The sequence below is a fragment of the Urechidicola sp. KH5 genome (assembly GCF_054661455.1).
The window spans coordinates 197,505-213,812 of record NZ_BAAFSW010000003.1 but is presented as its reverse complement, the minus strand read 5'-3'; the positions used below and the strand labels follow the sequence as shown (position 1 = coordinate 213,812).

The 16,308-nt window shown below is 32.0% G+C and carries 16 protein-coding genes; 7 read left to right on the top strand and 9 right to left on the bottom strand.

The window, feature by feature from the left end; translation table 11 throughout:
* The first annotated feature begins 235 nt into the window (after positions 1-235).
* Positions 236-757: a 5' nucleotidase, NT5C type gene (locus ACYQ5R_RS09390; RefSeq protein WP_460190680.1), complete on the top strand. Its 522-nt coding sequence runs from the start codon at positions 236-238 to the stop codon at positions 755-757.
* Between the two features lie 10 nt (positions 758-767).
* On the top strand, positions 768-1,289 hold the full coding sequence (locus ACYQ5R_RS09385) for a 5' nucleotidase, NT5C type (RefSeq protein WP_460190679.1): 522 nt from the start codon (positions 768-770) through the stop codon (positions 1,287-1,289).
* Between the two features lie 55 nt (positions 1,290-1,344).
* Here ACYQ5R_RS09385 and ACYQ5R_RS09380 read toward each other — a convergent pair whose 3' ends face one another.
* Entirely contained in the window at positions 1,345-2,463 is a 1,119-nt protein-coding gene (locus ACYQ5R_RS09380; RefSeq protein ID WP_460190678.1) for a histidine decarboxylase, read from the bottom strand.
* Between the two features lie 152 nt (positions 2,464-2,615).
* On the opposite strand from ACYQ5R_RS09380, the gene ACYQ5R_RS09375 reads away from it, so the two are divergent.
* The 3 genes from ACYQ5R_RS09375 (at position 2,616) to ACYQ5R_RS09365 (ending at position 6,444) form a co-directional block, all read left to right on the top strand.
* Positions 2,616-3,080: an Lrp/AsnC family transcriptional regulator gene (locus tag ACYQ5R_RS09375; protein WP_460190677.1), complete on the top strand. Its 465-nt coding sequence runs from the start codon at positions 2,616-2,618 to the stop codon at positions 3,078-3,080.
* 83 nt (positions 3,081-3,163) lie between these two features.
* Positions 3,164-5,452, top strand: a complete 2,289-nt coding sequence (locus tag ACYQ5R_RS09370) for a type IA DNA topoisomerase (protein WP_460190676.1) — start codon at positions 3,164-3,166, stop codon at positions 5,450-5,452.
* 32 nt (positions 5,453-5,484) lie between these two features.
* Entirely contained in the window at positions 5,485-6,444 is a 960-nt protein-coding gene (locus tag ACYQ5R_RS09365; RefSeq protein ID WP_460190675.1) for an EamA family transporter, read from the top strand.
* 164 nt (positions 6,445-6,608) lie between these two features.
* Here the strand turns inward: ACYQ5R_RS09365 and ACYQ5R_RS09360 are convergent, their stop codons facing one another.
* A complete protein-coding gene (locus ACYQ5R_RS09360) occupies positions 6,609-7,088 on the bottom strand; it encodes an Lrp/AsnC family transcriptional regulator (RefSeq protein ID WP_460190674.1) in 480 nt (159 codons plus the stop codon).
* A gap of 92 nt (positions 7,089-7,180) precedes the next feature.
* Entirely contained in the window at positions 7,181-8,266 is a 1,086-nt protein-coding gene (locus tag ACYQ5R_RS09355) for a M14 family zinc carboxypeptidase (protein ID WP_460190673.1), read from the bottom strand.
* Positions 8,267-8,569: 303 nt separating this feature from the next.
* On the opposite strand from ACYQ5R_RS09355, the gene ACYQ5R_RS09350 reads away from it, so the two are divergent.
* A complete protein-coding gene (locus ACYQ5R_RS09350) occupies positions 8,570-8,965 on the top strand; it encodes a helix-turn-helix transcriptional regulator (protein WP_460190672.1) in 396 nt (131 codons plus the stop codon).
* Here the strand turns inward: ACYQ5R_RS09350 and ACYQ5R_RS09345 are convergent.
* The 5 genes from ACYQ5R_RS09345 to ACYQ5R_RS09325 form a co-directional block, all read right to left on the bottom strand.
* Entirely contained in the window at positions 8,962-11,403 is a 2,442-nt protein-coding gene (locus ACYQ5R_RS09345; RefSeq protein ID WP_460190671.1) for a M1 family aminopeptidase, read from the bottom strand. The genes ACYQ5R_RS09350 and ACYQ5R_RS09345 overlap by 4 nt on opposite strands.
* Positions 11,404-11,529: 126 nt before the next feature.
* Complete coding sequence (locus ACYQ5R_RS09340) at positions 11,530-12,078, bottom strand: DUF4252 domain-containing protein (protein WP_460190670.1); 549 nt, start codon at positions 12,076-12,078, stop codon at positions 11,530-11,532.
* An 82-nt stretch (positions 12,079-12,160) separates the two neighbouring features.
* Positions 12,161-12,709 carry a DUF4252 domain-containing protein gene (locus ACYQ5R_RS09335; protein WP_460190669.1) on the bottom strand — a complete coding sequence of 183 codons (549 nt, stop codon included), beginning with the start codon at positions 12,707-12,709 and terminating at the stop codon, positions 12,161-12,163.
* A gap of 7 nt (positions 12,710-12,716) precedes the next feature.
* Positions 12,717-13,139 carry a hypothetical protein gene (locus tag ACYQ5R_RS09330; RefSeq protein WP_460190668.1) on the bottom strand — a complete coding sequence of 141 codons (423 nt, stop codon included), beginning with the start codon at positions 13,137-13,139 and terminating at the stop codon, positions 12,717-12,719.
* The gene (locus tag ACYQ5R_RS09325) at positions 13,126-13,635 is read right to left on the bottom strand and encodes an RNA polymerase sigma factor (RefSeq protein ID WP_460190667.1); all 510 of its coding nucleotides are present in this window, start codon (positions 13,633-13,635) and stop codon (positions 13,126-13,128) included. The genes ACYQ5R_RS09330 and ACYQ5R_RS09325 overlap by 14 nt, the downstream gene beginning before the upstream one ends.
* A gap of 133 nt (positions 13,636-13,768) precedes the next feature.
* Between ACYQ5R_RS09325 and ACYQ5R_RS09320 the strand changes: the two genes are divergently transcribed.
* Positions 13,769-15,196 carry a S41 family peptidase gene (locus ACYQ5R_RS09320; RefSeq protein WP_460190666.1) on the top strand — a complete coding sequence of 476 codons (1,428 nt, stop codon included), beginning with the start codon at positions 13,769-13,771 and terminating at the stop codon, positions 15,194-15,196.
* 4 nt (positions 15,197-15,200) lie between these two features.
* Here the strand turns inward: ACYQ5R_RS09320 and ACYQ5R_RS09315 are convergent, their stop codons facing one another.
* Positions 15,201-16,229 (bottom strand): aldose epimerase family protein, encoded by a 1,029-nt coding sequence (locus ACYQ5R_RS09315; RefSeq protein WP_460190665.1) that lies wholly within the window; start codon positions 16,227-16,229, stop codon positions 15,201-15,203.
* Positions 16,230-16,308 lie beyond the last annotated feature (79 nt).

Sequence of the window (16,308 nt, the reverse complement as noted above, 5' to 3'; positions counted from 1 at the left end):
AGTTTTTTTTTGGATGTATCTTTTCTTAAAACCTTATTTTGGCTTCCTAGGGTGTTTTTGTGCCTAAACATTAAAAACAGAATCTTTTAAGATTACATTATCTATTTAGATATTAAACAACCTACGAGCAAAAAATACTACCCCAGCCCCTTTTTTTATAAATGTTAAGTTTAAATTAACTCCTCCTCTTTTACTATTTATAAAAAAGCATGATATTTGAACAAAACCTTTACTGATGACAATTTTTATTGATATGGATGATGTGCTCGCTAATACATATAAGCGACATATAGAATTGTATAATGAAGAATTTAAAACCAATTTGCATATTGCAGATTTAACGGCAGGCGAAGTTTGGGAAAATGTTCCTGCAGAACATAAACAAAGTATTTTAGATCATTGTTTTAAACCAGATTTTTTTAGTTCATTAGAACCAATGAAAGATAGCATTCAAGTTGTAGAGGCTTTGGTAGATCAATATGAAGTATATGTTGCATCGGCGGCTATGGAATTTCCTTTGTCTCTTAAGGAAAAGAGTGATTGGTTAGACAAATACTTTCCATTTATTTCTTGGAAATACCGTATTATGTGTGGTAATAAATTTATTTTAAATGGCGATTTATTAATTGATGATAGAGCGTATAATTTAAAAAACTTCAAAGGTGATACGATGCTATTCTCCTCACCACACAATGTAGGTGAAAAAGATTATACAAGAATGCATAGTTGGCAAGAAATAGCAAGCAAACTTCTTTAACCCTCTTTTTATGACCATTTTTATTGATATGGATGGCGTTATGGCTGATTCATATAAAAAACATGTTGAATTGTATAATAAAGAATTCAATGCTACATTTAATCATAAATTACTCATCGGCGAAGTTTGGGAAAACGTACCAGAAGAACACCAATCTAATGTAAAAGGGCATTGTTTTAGAGAACATTATTTTAGTTCTTTAGAACCAATGAAAGACAGTATTTGGGCTATAGAAAAATTAACAAAGAAACATGATGTATATGTTGCGTCGGCGGCTATGGAGTATCCCCTATCGTTAAAAGAAAAGAGTGAATGGCTAGATATTTATTTTCCCTTTATCCCTTGGAAAAACAGAATACTATGTGGTAATAAATCTATTTTAAAAGGTGACTTACTAATTGATGATAGAGCTAGGAATCTTGAGAATTTTGAAGGTGATACCATACTCTTTACCGCAAATCATAATCTAAATGAAGATAGATTTACAAGAATGAATAATTGGAAAGAAATAGTTGACGCTTTATTACAATAAGAAGCCCACTTCGATAAAGCGGGCTTTTCTTTCAAACAATATATATAAAATAACTTTAGCTCAACGCGAATTCTTGTTCTCTAATGTTTACTTTTTCTAAATCAGTAATTAAAACATCTACATGTTTTTTTGTAATACCAGGTACACAAATAACATGTGCTATTGAATCTTCTGAAGCTAATTGATGTTTTTTACAAATTTCATCAGACGGCTTATCAAACACCACTGTTAGCGAGTTTTGGTTTCTCCACGCATTTAATCCTAACTCATTCAATTTAGATTCTGTATAAGCTGCAATTTCTAGCGAAGCTTCTACTCTACTGCGCAATCCTTCTTTACCAAATTTCTGTAAGAAAGACCACATAAATAAAGGAGTCAATCCGTTCCTAGATCCTGTTATTGTGGTATCATCAGTGCCTACATAAGATACTGAGTTTGCCACCCTGTTTCTATGATTTCTTTTAGCCATCACAATTCCACATGGAATTGGTCCCCCAATAAATTTATGCCCAGAAATTGAAATGCTATCTATTCCCTCAGAAAAATCGAATTTTGGTTTTGGTTCTAAAAACGGTGCTATAGTTCCCAAAAATGCTGCATCACAATGAATGTAGAAATCTTTAATCGCGTATTTTTTAATAATTCGTTTGATCTCATCTAGGTTATCAATGGCCTCTTTCATTGTTGATCCAATATTTAAAAAGAAAATAGCTGGTTTATCTCTTTTTAACATAATAGTTTGTTCAAGATCTTCATAATCCATCTCACCATTTTCTTGACTTCTAATTACGATGTTACTTATGTTAAGTAGATGTAGATTTTTCTTTACACTATAATGGGTAGACTCGCTGTAGTAAACTATTCCATTTGGGTAGTTTTCACGTGCCAGATATAATCCATACAAGTTTCCTTCGGTACCTCCATTTGTAATATAACCCCAAACGTCTTTGGTACTTGTAGATAATAAATCTGCAAAAAATGAGATGCAATAACGTTCCAATTCCTTGGTGTCAATATCTAATGTTGATGTTGATTCTGGATCTCCAATATTATTTAAACACAGATCCAAAAATGGAGCAAATTCTTTATAAGAAAAATCTTTGGCTAACGGATAACCTAATAGGTTGTCGGTGTTTGTTTTAAGTCTTTTATATAGTTTTTCAACAGTATTCATAACAAGGCTGATTTATTGTGCAAATATACATTTACATCATATATTTTTACAATGTATAGCTTAGATAACTATATATTCCTAATTAGATTATTTTTGAAAGAAATATTTTCTTTAACTACATTTGCAATTAAATCGTTTTAGAAATTTTTTCCATGATACAATTAGACGCAACAGACATTAGGCTAATTAATGAGTTACAAACAGATTCAAAACAATCTATAAAACAATTGGCAGAGAAAATAAATTTGTCAATAACACCCACTCACGAACGCATCAAAAAAATAGAAGCTAGTGGCATCATTAAAAAATATGTTGCTATTCTTGATCATGAAAAGGTTGGAAAGAAGTTTACCGTATTTTGTCAAGTAACTTTAATTAAGCATCAAGAATCTTCATTTAAAGAATTTGAAAAATACATAGAGCCATTTGAGGAAATTCAAGAAGTGTCCTATATCGCAGGAAACTATGATTATCTTCTTAAAATTGTTTTAAACGACATGAAAGATTATCAAGACTTTATTATGCGTAAAATTTCTCAATTAAAAGTAATTTCAAATATTCAAAGTTCTTTTGTTATCAACCAAATCAAAACGGAAACAAAAATAAGTTTAGAGTAATATTGTTGATAACATTTGCTTTTACACTAGTAGTAAAGTTGTTATTTTGTACCTTCAAATTTCAATATAGAAGTCGTAAATAAATGCAAGTATGTATTGCCGAAAAGCCAAGTGTTGCTAAAGAAATTGCCCAGATTTTAGGAGCAAATATAAAGCGTGATGGGTATTTTGAGGGCAATGGATATATTGTGACATATACATTTGGGCATTTATGTAGACTACAAGAACCTCATGATTATAAACCACATTGGAAATTTTGGAATTTGAATAACCTACCAATGCTGCCAGATAAATTTTCAATTAAAGTCGCCGAAGATTCTGGTATTCAAAAACAATTTAGCATTGTAAAAAAACTTTTTGAAAATGCTGAAACAGTTATAAACTGTGGTGATGCAGGTCAAGAAGGTGAATTGATTCAGCGTTGGGTATTAAAAGAAGCTGGCTATTCTGGTCCAGTAAAAAGATTATGGATTTCGTCTTTAACAACAGAAGCTATTAAAGATGGTTTTGCCAATTTGGTTGAAGCAGAAAACTACGACTCCTTGTATTATGCAGGATTTTCTAGAGCTATTGGAGACTGGTTATTAGGTATGAATGCTACAAGGCTTTACACTCTTAAATATGGTGGTCAAAATCAGGTACTTTCTATAGGACGTGTACAAACACCTACTCTCGCTATGGTAGTGCAAAGATTTCATGAAATAGAAAACTTTAAGCCACAGCCATATTGGGAACTACAAACTTCCTATAGAGATGTTTTATTTAGTTATGAAGAAGGACGATTTCTTAAAAAAGAAGAAGGAGAAAAAGTAGCTAAACAAGTGCAAGAAGCTCCTTTTGAAATTGTTAAGATTTCAAAAAAGAATGGAAAGGAATATGCTCCAAAACTTTTTGATCTTACCGGGTTGCAGGTGTATTGCAATACCAAATTTGGATTAACTGCGGATGAAACTTTAAAGACTGTTCAAAAGCTATACGAACAAAAATTGGTTACCTACCCTAGAGTAGACACTACCTTTCTTCCATCTGATTTATACCCTAAGGTGAAGGGTATATTACAAAATTTAAAACAATACCAGCATCTAACAAATGAGCTCTTAAATAAACCAATTAAAAAATCTTCAAAAGTTTTTAATGATAAAAAAGTAACAGATCACCATGCAATTATACCAACGGGTGTAGAGACCCAATTAGGGGGCGCAATGCAACAGGTGTATGACATTATTACCAAAAGGTTTATTGCTGTTTTTTACAATGATTGTAAAGTAGCGCATACCAATGTACAAGGAAAGGCTGCTGATATTCTTTTTAAAACTTCGGGTAAAGAAATTTTAGAAAAAGGGTGGCGAATTGTTTTTGAACAAGATTCAAAAAAATCGGCCACTACGGATATCTTACCTACTTTTACTAAAGGTGAACACGGTCCTCATACTCCTTCATTTTTGGAGAAAAAAACTAAGGCCCCAAATCAATTTACAGAAGCTTCACTCCTACGCGCTATGGAAACGGCTGGTAAGCAAGTCGATGATGATGAAATGAGAGATCTAATGAAAGAAAACGGTATAGGAAGACCATCAACGCGAGCAAGTATAATTGAAACGCTTTTTAAACGGAACTATATTAATAGAAATAAAAAACAAATTTTACCCACTTCAACGGGTGTACAGCTTATAGCTACTATTAATAACGAATTACTTAAATCTGCTGAACTTACCGGTCAATGGGAAAAAAGATTGAAAGAAATTGAACGTGGAGAGTTTAGCGCTTCTTTATTTATCAAACAAATGAAGAAGATGGTAGATGACTTGATTTACGAAGTACGTATGGAGAAAAATCCTACTCGAATTAGTTATCAAGAAATCAAAAAGCAGCAAACCGATAAAAAGAAAGCCTCGGGAATAATCGGAAAAGCATGTCCAAAATGTAATTCTGGCAAAATATTAAAAGGAAGTAGCGCCTATGGATGTAGTCAATATAAAGAAGGCTGTGCATTTAAGCTTCCTTTTAAGGTTTTAGAGAAAACCATTTCAGAAAAGCAATATTTAAGACTTTTAAAAAAAGGTAGCACTGTTAAATTAAAAGGTTTTAAGCAAAATGGTGTTACGGTTGATGGAACAATAATATTTGACGGAGATTTCATTGCTCAACTGAAACCAATGGAGAAAAAAGCAGCAAAAGTAGTTTCTGACAAAATCAATTGCCCGAAATGTTCAAAAGGAACCGTTTTAAAGGGAAAATTAGCCTTTGGCTGCTCTAATTTTAAAGAAGGCTGTGATTTTAGACTTGCGTTTGAAGATTTAAAAATTAAAGCCAATGGAACTCCAATTAGCAAAGAATTAGTCTATAAAATAATTAGTGAGTCAAAAGGCTAACATTCATTAAATTTATCAAAACAAATCACTGTATGTCTGATAAACCTGCCAATAAAGTTTTAATAGTCTTAGCTTTTTTTGCAATTTATGTTATTTGGGGGTCAACCTATATGCTGAATAAGGTAGCTGTTTCAGAAATTCCCGCTTTTCAATTAGCTGCAATTCGTTTTCTGATTTCAGGAATACTAATAATGATTCTAGCAAAAGCTTTAAAACTATCTATTAGTATTACCAAAAAACAACTGATAAATACTGGGATTGCTGGTTTTCTTTTTTTAACATTTGGTAACGGACTTGTGGTTTGGACTCTTAATTATGTTGATAGTGGTTTTGCTGCTCTTATAATTTCTGCACAGCCATTAGTTGTGCTGCTATTAATGCTCATTCTTCAAGGAAAAAAAATACGATCTATGTCTTTAGTTGGTGTTGCTTTTGGTATTACAGGAATCTACTTATTGGTTAGTCAAAATGAAATTATCGTTAAAGAAAATAGTTATTTAAGTATCGGGCTCATTTTCCTATGTATGATAAGTTGGGCATATGCTAGTATTTTTGTGAGTAAAGCAGAATTACCAAAGAACTACTTTGTTAATACCGGCTATCAAATGCTTACTGGTGGATTTATGTTATTATTAGTAAGTTTAAGTATTGGCGAACAATGGAATACTCCAATTCATTGGAGTTACGAGGTTGTAGGTGCGATGGGTGCTTTAATTATTTTTGGTAGTATTATAGCTTTTACTTCCTTCAATTTTTTATTAAAATTTGTGTCTCCAGAAAAAGTTGCAACTTCTACGTATGTCAATCCCATTATTGCAATAATTTTAGGATGGTATTTATTAGATGAAGTAGTTAGTACGCAATCAATAATTGCCGCTGTTGTTTTACTTACAGGTGTTTATTTTATTAATACTAAAAAGAAGCTAGTAATATTCTCTAGATTTAGAAGTAAAAGAAAGTCGAATACTAAAGAAACAGATAATTTGGCCTAACTTTTGTATGAATCTTTATAATTAATGAAACATAAAGTAAGAACGCAAAATGAGAAACCGTTCCTCTAAAAAGAAACATTAGTTCAATCCAACTTAAAAACTTAAAAAATCAACGAAAAAAAAGCGCCTCTTGAAGAGGCGCTTTTTTAAATTATGATATTCAATTAAAGTTCTCTAAAGATAGAATGCATTAATCGCTTCTTATCATTGATACTTTCTTCTAGTGAAATCATAGTCTCAGTACGAGCCACACCATCTATATCATCTATTTGAAAAATGATTTCTTTAGCATGATTAGTATCTTTTGCTCTAATTTTACAGAAAATATTGTACTTACCGGCAGTAATATATGCCACAGTAATATTTGGAATTTTTCTTAAATCTTCAATTACTTGTTTAGATCTAGATGTTTTTTCCAAAAAAATACCAGTATGAGCAATAAACGAATAGTTCATTTTCTCATAATCAATAGTAAGTGTAGAACCTTTAATTATCCCTTCCTCTTCCATTTTTTTTACTCTTACATGAATTGTACCCGCCGAAACCACTAACTGCTTAGCAATGTCAGTAAATGGTGTTCGCGCATTTTCTATAAGAACGTCTAAAATTTGATGATCGATTTCATCTAAAACGAATTTTTTCATGATACACTGAGTTATTAAATAGTAATTATTTCACAAAAATACTAAATATCATTAAGAAAAATGCAAAATATTTCAACGAAACAGCTAAAATATTATTGATTATAATATTTTCTAGCTAAATCGATTTCGCTATGTGCAAAATATCCATCTAAATCACCATGCTTTTCTACATGCTCATAACGCTCTAACCTATTGTTAGTCACCCTATATTTGAATAAAATAGCCAAATCCATAATATTTTTTGAGCCATTTTTATCTATAGCAGCATTTCTGTAAATAATGTCAAAAAATTGCTTTCCATTATTAGGAATATCAAAATAGCTATCGAAGTTTAAATAGTCATTAGTAGTTGCCAAAAATTCCAACCCTTTGATTAAAGCGTAAAAATTAAACATGCGTGTAATTTCTCTTTCGTAATCTCCTTCAAAATGCCCTGCTTCTATCAGAATAGTATTGTATCCCAACTTCTGAAAATTATCACCCGTAGCTGTTGGATAGAATTCATCTGTATACCTTCCCACCTGCCCTGGTATAAGCTGCTGAATAAATTCGTTCATCGCTACAATAACACTCATTGTTTCTGTTCTGCCTTTAGTGATTTTTCGAGTAACCTCTTCAGAAGGAGCTAGAAAAGACAAGGTTGCAGGCTTATTTGTGTCTCCAACGTTAAATATGGTACGCTGATCGTGTAAATTAAAACAGAATTGAGGTTTAAATTCATCCAATACTTTCCGAAGCATTTTACTTTCAACTGCTGATTGATTTACTGCATCCCGATTTAAATCGACATTATTTGCATTTACTCGAGTATATGCAATAGCACCATCGGGATTTAACATCGGAATAATTACAATAGTGCAACGCTTTAAAATACCATCAACCAATTCTCTATAAGCTCCTGGATTATTCATAAACTCCAATAAATCAAATACAGCCTTGGTTCCTGTACTTTCATTACCGTGCATTTGGCTCCACATTAAAATTTTCTTAGAACCATTTCCTAAGGTTATTTTATAAATTGGTAAACCATTCTCAGAGTTTCCTAACAAATCTGTTTTAAATGGACAAGATTCAATAAGGGGTTTAATATCTTCAAACAAGATTCTTAATCCACTTAAAGATGCCACTTTATTAAGACGATACCAATTCTCTAAATCTGTACTATTCAAATTTTGCATAGGTTCAAATATACTAATATATAGCTATTCATAATGAATACATTTGTAACGCCTGCATAATAATTCGATCTTTCCTAATTTTGTATTCTAAAATACGTTAGCTCCATGCAAATAACATTATAATAAATATTTATAATAAGACTTTATGATACTATTAAACAGTATTTTAAGTAGTTTTATTTAAACTTTTAATGCAAACTTGGCCAAAGACTTGGAATTGTGTTTTTTAACTATTTATTATTCAGATTAAATTAGGTATATTTACATTGTTTACAAATGTAAACAATGTTTTTTTAGTAACATATGGTCAATAATCAAGAATTTTCTAAACGCTTAAAATCAGTACTAGAGCATTATAATTTATCTGCTACTGCATTTGCAGAAAAAATAGATGTTCAGCGCTCAAGTATATCTCACCTTCTCTCGGGTAGAAACAAACCGAGTTTAGATTTTGTTTTAAAAGTTTTAAAAGTATTTCCGGATATAGAATTGTATTGGCTCATGAATGGAGATGGCTCCTTTCCTTCAACTAAAATCAAAGGAATTGAGGAAGTTGAATTAGACCTTTTTCATGAGTCGCCCCAAATACAAGAGCAGCAGTATACAGAAAAAAGACCATCACCAATCAATATTAAAAAAGAAATTGAACGAATCGTTATTTGCTATAGCGATGGTACTTTTAGTACCTATTTACCTTAATTAGTTAACTGGGATATTCCAGTTCTAATAATGTAAATAATATCGTTTTTATTAGGGTTAGAAAGCTTTTTTTGAGTAGCAACCATTTGCCTAAACATATTAATCACTGCAATATCCGCATCATATGATTTATATCGGATACCAGTATTTACAAAATCGTCGACAAGGTTTTGAATAGCTTCCTTATTATCACTTTGAGAAATCCATTGATAGGCATTTAGGTATTTCCCATTTACATTTTTATCATTTGAAAAGAAAATACCCTTAGACAGATGTCTCGCTATATAAGGCATGTATTTTTCATCTCGTGTATCTATATAATACCCCGTAATAATTTCAGATAAATATGATTTAACGTCTTCATCTAACTGCTCAATCATTTCGAATGTCTTCTCTCGATCATGGTGATACAAAGCAATTACACCACTTTCAATAATCTTGAATGAATTACTATTAATCGCCTCAATAAACTGCGGAATGTATACAGGGTCAAACAATTTAGCCAATGTTACATTTGCAGCCGCCCTAACCCTCGTAGAGCTGGCACTTTTAGATAATTGCTCTACCTTTTTTATAGCATCAATTTTTGCATATTTATTAGATAAGTCTAGATTGTCTAAGGCAAATACCTGTAGCGTTGGAGAACTATCGTCTAACGCTAGCTCCATAGCTCTAAATGCAGCCTTATTATCCTGATTCTTAGATATAAATTCCAAAGCTTCTTTTCTTGCTTCAAAATGCTCAGAGTACTTGTATTGATTTACAAATTCTTCTACCGTTTTGTTGTGTCTAATTTCTGATAACAATACACCATCTGGGTTTAATAGCACTAAACTAGGTTTAGAATCCGTACTAAACGAAAAAGAATGTTCTTTTTGATTCACCCATACCGAATGAGAAGCCCTTCTTCCATCTTTCTCATAAATATCAATTTTTAAAGGAAATTGAAAGATATTCTCACTCTGATATAAACTAACAGTTACAATATCATTAAACTCTCCCACAACTGTATTTACTCTTAATTTAGGATGATCTGAACCGAAAAACCATTGATTAAAAAACCAATTTAAGTCTTTTCCACTCACTTCTTCAAATGCCAATCTTAAATCATGAGCCTCTGCAGATTTAAATTGATGCAGTGTTAAATACTGCTTTAAACCTTCAAAAAACATTTCATCACCCAAATAATCCCGCAACATGTGTAAGATTATTCCGCCTTTTTCGTATGTCACCCGATCAAATAAATCATCGCTATCAGCATAAGTAAAGCGAATAAGGTCTTTGTGCTCGTTTTCTTTATCACTAAAGTATTTTTGCTTATCTCCATAATACAACTCTTCTGCCCTAACCTTACCGTATTTATGCTCATACCATAAATATTCTCCGTAACTCGCAAAAGCTTCATTTAAAGTAAGATTTGCCCAACTCTCTGCGGTAACCAAATCCCCAAACCAATGATGTATTATTTCATGAGCCACAGTTCGTTCTTGCTTGTTTTCGTCAGCAAGCGCCCCTTTAGATTGATATGCATCTTCACCATGAATTACAGCACCTGTATTCTCCATAGCTCCGCTGATATAATCTCTAACAACAATCTGATGGTATTTATCCCATGGGTATTTTACACCTAATTTATCTTCAAAAAATTGGAGCATTTCTGGAGTATCTCCAAAAATATCCATTGCTACATCTTCATACTCTTTTTCTACATAGTAATGCACAGGTATATCTCCCCAACTATCTTTTACAATACTGAATTCTCCTATACCCATAAAAAATAAATACGGTGCATGTGGCAGTTCTTGTTTCCAATAGTCAGACCTTGTTCCATCTGCATTATCCGTCTGATTTAGAAGCTTTCCATTTGATAATGTTACATAGTCTTTTGGAACTGTAATTGTTATTTCTTGAGAACTCTTTTGATTTGGAGCATCTATGGTTGGAAACCAAACACTATTGTTCTCGGTCTCACCTTCTGTCCAAATTTGAGTTGGTTTATTAGGGTCTACATCTGATGGATCTATAAAATAAAGACCTTTTGGATTTTTTGTTTTTCTAGCATACTCTTCTGGTTGGGCAGTGTACTTTATATACACAACAAACGTTTCCCCCTTACTGTATGTACGATCTAACTCAATATTCAACTCTTTATTCTCGTAATAATTGTAAGGAGTTTTAACATTGTTTACAGTTAATTCATGAATAATCATACCTTTTGCATCTAAATCTATTTTTTCAATAGATTTGAAATGTGGAGTAAGCGTAACCCAAGCTTCACCTAACAATAAGCTTTCAGGAATATTAAATTTTACATCTAATTTAGTATGAACTAAATTAACCTTTTTGGTTTTTGAAGCTTTGTATTGATTGCTTTGAGAAAATAAACTTGCAATCGATAAAAATAATGCGAAAAGTAAATTCAGGGTTTTATACGGCATATAACTGCTTTTATCGTAAGACACCAAATGTACATATTATTTAGCGCTTTAGGCAGTTAAATGAACGTTAAAAAGCCATTGACAGCAATTGCCAATGGCTTTCTAACTTTAATGGATGGTTGGATTTTATTGAAGCGCCTTAAAAAAATTCTCTACTTGATTCATAGAGCCGCTATCATTATTTAATTGGATTTCTGTTGCTAAAGCCATCATTTTAGAAGGGTCCATATCTTTTCCTAATACTCTTACCAAAGCAAAACCTAGCTCTTTATCACTTCCGTATAGAATTACTTCATCAATTGCATCATCTTCTCCAACATATTTAATCATCAAAGATTTACCTTGATCACTCAAACGCATTAGCTCTTGATATTTAGGATTCTTAAGGATTTCTCTTACCTTATCCTTCTCTGCTGTGTAGTTAGTTATATTTTCTTCTTTTAATTGAAATCCTAAAAAGTTTATTTTACGAATACTCTTTAGTGTTTCCTGTACTTCTTCAGATGCATCAGTATCTTTAAGAGATACAATACTAGCCGGAATATCTACAGATATAAACTCTCTATTCTCTTTACTATCTACATAGTATTTCTGTAGTGATGGGTAGCTATCACAAGCCATTGCTAAGAAAGCAACAACTAAGATTAACCCAGTATTTATAATTTTATTTTTCATTTAAGAGTTCTTGATTTTAGTTAGTTGTTATAAAAATCGATTGCCTCCGACGATCAGAGACAACCGACTTTGTCTTATTTGGTTACTCGCCCGCTTTTTTAAGGTGCTCAGAACCAGATATATTCATTTCTTCTGTTAATTGTGCAATTTTAGTTAAATCAATATCTCCAACTAAAGATACTATAACAGCTTCTGCAGATCTACCCTCATGACCATCAAAATGTTTCTCTAGGCCATTTACAAACATTAACAATTCTTCTACATGATCTGAATCTCTCCCTTCTTTAATATAGATTTTAACATCTGCTTCTTTATCGCTCACACGCATTAACTCAGAAAGCTTAGAAGATTTTAAATATTTATTTACGGTATTCTTCATATCATCCGCAATTGCTTTATCCTCTGTAGTAAATACTCTCAAGCCTTTCAACCCGCCAATCAATTCTGCATATTCCTGAGCCTCTTCACTTGAACTACCACTTGCCATGGTATTCATTAACTCAAATGCTTTTTTAGTAACTACTATAGTGGTAATACCATCTTGCCCATCATATTTATCAAATATTGAAGTTTGCGCTTGTGTAACAAATGGCGCCATTACAATTGCTATAATTAAAACTAATTTTTTCATGATTCTCTTAATTTTTTGGTTTAAATATTCTGTTCGTTGTTGTTTCGTATTCTCCTAAATAAGCTATCGCTGCAGTACCCTTATTTAAGTTTTTGTTCAACATCTGAAAAGCCATTTTTGTATCTTCAAATGCTTTCTCCGCTTGATATACTTGGTATTCATTATACCCAGTGTACACACTAAAAAGTAATACTACTGATGCTGCAACAGACAACCATTTCCAATTCGACTTTTGACTTTTTAATTGAATGGTCTTTGTGTAGGTCTCGGTTCTACTTTCTGCGAAATACACAAATAAAGGCCTATACTGCTCAAGATGTGGAGCTACATCACCCCCACTGAAGTAAGATGATAATTCTTGCTCTTCTTTAACCGATGTTTCGGCCTCTAAATACTTTTCTAACAATTGCTCAATTTTAGCTAACTCCATAATTGTGTTGTTTTATCAATTGTTCTCTTATACTTTTACGTGCTCTCGATAAAGCTACTCTAACCGCAGTTGGCTTTAAATTGAGCATTTTACTTATTTCTTCAAACTCATACTGTTCTACATCTCTTAATTGAATTATTGCGCGTTGTTGTTCTGGCAATTCCTCAATTAACTTGTGAACTATAGAAACACTGTCGTTTAACTCTGTTTTTCTTTCTAATGTTTCGCCTTTCTCCTTATAGTTACTATGTACCAAACTCATATTGCTCGCTTGTTTAGATTTTAATCTATCAAAGCAATAATTCTTTGTCATAGTCATTGCAAAAGCTTCCACATTTTTATAAGAACTTATTTTTTCTTTATTTTTCCAAAGCTTTAAATACAACTCTTGAGTGGCATCTTCAGCCTCTTCACTAGATACTAACAAACGCTTAGATAATCTATATACCTTATCCTTAAATGGCATTACCAAATTCAAAAATTCAGATTGTTTCATTGTTGTTAGTAGCTTAGCTGTTGTTATTTTTTTTGCTTCTATACAATTATAACGACTTACTCTCGTTTTTGTAACAAGGTCTGTAAAAAAAATATTTATATTGCGACTCAAAGCTGTATAAAACTCTACGCATATGAAGAATTTATTCTCAGTATTAACCTTAGCATTTGTCTTTATTTTTATTAGTTGCGAGGACGAAGGTGAAAATATCCCTCAGAATTTAGAAGTACAAGATTTTATTTGGAAGGGCTTGAACGCCTTTTATTTTTGGCAACAAGATATACCAGATTTATCTGATGAGCGATTTAGTTCTCAAGAAGAGTTAAATACATATATAGAGAATTTTGGTGATCCAGCTGACTTATTTTATAGCTTGTTAAACAACTACCCTATTACTGACAAATATTCTTGGATTGTGGATGATTACATAGCTTTAGATGACCTATTGCAAAGTGGTATTGTCGGAACGAACGGTGTTGAGTTTGGGTTGGTTTTTGAAACTGGTAGTCAAACTGACCTATTTGGTTATGTGCGCTATATAATTCCTGGTTCAGATGCCGATGGTAAAAATATTGAAAGAGGCGATATTTTTGATGCAGTTAACGGCACTCAATTAACGATTAGTAATTACCGTCAGTTATTATTTGATACGCAATCTTACACATTAAACCTTGCAGATTACAATAATGGAAACCCTATTGATAATGGTATTTCTGTTAATTTAACCAAAGAAGAAATTCAAGAGAACCCAATCTTAGTTACTCAAACCTATGACATTGGAGGGAAAAAAATTGGTTACTTAATGTACAATAGTTTTACGAGAGCTTTTGATGAAGATTTAAATACTGTTTTCGCAGGATTCCTGGGTCAAGGTGTTACTGATTTAGTTTTAGATTTAAGGTATAATTCTGGAGGTTCCGTTCAAACATCAAACTATTTATCGAGTATGATTACAGGACAATTTACTGGAGAATTATATGCTCAAGAATTTTGGAATGTCAAATGGCAAAATTATTTTCAAGAGAACAATCCGGATGCTATTGTAAACAATTTTACAGATAGAATCATTAATGGCAGTGCCATAAATAGCTTAAATCTCGATAAATTGATAGTGTTAACTACAGGAAGCTCAGCATCCGCAAGCGAGCTGGTTATTAATGGCTTAAACCCTTACATAGATGTGACTACAATAGGCACAACTACTGAAGGCAAAACTGTAGGGTCTGTTACTTTATATGATTCTGATAACTTTCAACGTTCAGGGGCGAACCCTAATCACACATGGGCGATGCAACCAATTGTTTTGGAAATTGTAAATAAATTAGGAGAAAATGTTCCTGATGGAATTGCTCCAGATATTGAATTAGCAGAAGATTTTGGAAATTTAGGTATACTAGGTGATGTTAACGAACCACTATTTGAAAGAGCTATTACATTTATTACCACTGGAAATAGGGGGTACATTCAAATAAACAGGTTCAATGAATCAAATTTTATTGAATTAACCAATTCTAAAAAAGAATTGCCTACCGGTTCAAATATGTATGTAGATTTAAAGTAGTAAATTACTCAACCCCTAATCTATAAATTGTCTTAGAGGTAAAAACCTGCCCTACATCTAGAATTGTTGAAGGAAATTGAGGCTTATTCGGGCTATCAGGAAAATGTTGTGTTTCTAAACAAAAAGCTGTCCGCTTGTTAATTGGTTCATCATTTTTCCCAATAACACCACGTAAAAAATTACCAGTATACAATTGAATACCAGGTTCAGTTGTATAAACTTCTAATGTTCTCCCAGATATTGGATCAACAACTTTTGCCGCTAATTCTTTTGAATTTAGCACAAAATTATGATCATATCCTCCACCTAAATTTAATTGTTCGTTTTTTAGGTTGATTTCTTTTCCTATGGTTTTCATTTTTCTAAAATCAAATGGCGAATTTTCAACGGGATATAACTCACCGGTAGGTATAACATTGGTATCGACTTCCGTGATAAAATCAGAATTTATAAGAAGTTTATGGCTTAAAATATCGTTCTTAGTTGAACCTGTTAAATTAAAATAAGCATGATTCGTTACATTTATTACAGTCTTTTTACTAGAGGTGGCCTTATAACTAATTTCCAACTCATTTTTATCAGTCAATACATATGTAACTTCAATAAAAAGTTCTCCAGGGTACCCTTCTTCCATATCTTTAGAAGTATAACTAAACTTCACTGAATTTTTTGAAGTTGAAACAACATTCCAATACTGTTTATCAAATCCTTTAACACCACCGTGAAGTGCATTATTACCATTATTGATTGCCAATTGAAACTTCTTATCATCTATTTTAAAAATTCCATCTTTAATTCGATTTGCATACCTTCCAACCGTGGCTCCATAATACGCATCATGTTTAGTGTAAAAGTCTTCAGCAGAATCATAACCTACAATAATATCTTTAAAATCTCCATTTCTATCTGGAGCAAACAAACTAATTACTCTAGCCCCATAATTGGATAAACTACAGTTTAGACCGTTAAGATTTGATAAGGTAAATAATTGAAAACTTGCAATTTTTGATTTTTTTTTCTTAGTTAAGATCATTTGTGGTTTTGTTTGTTGGTTAGAACACGATATAGTTATAATAATGTTCAATAATAATAAGACAGGTATATACCTATTT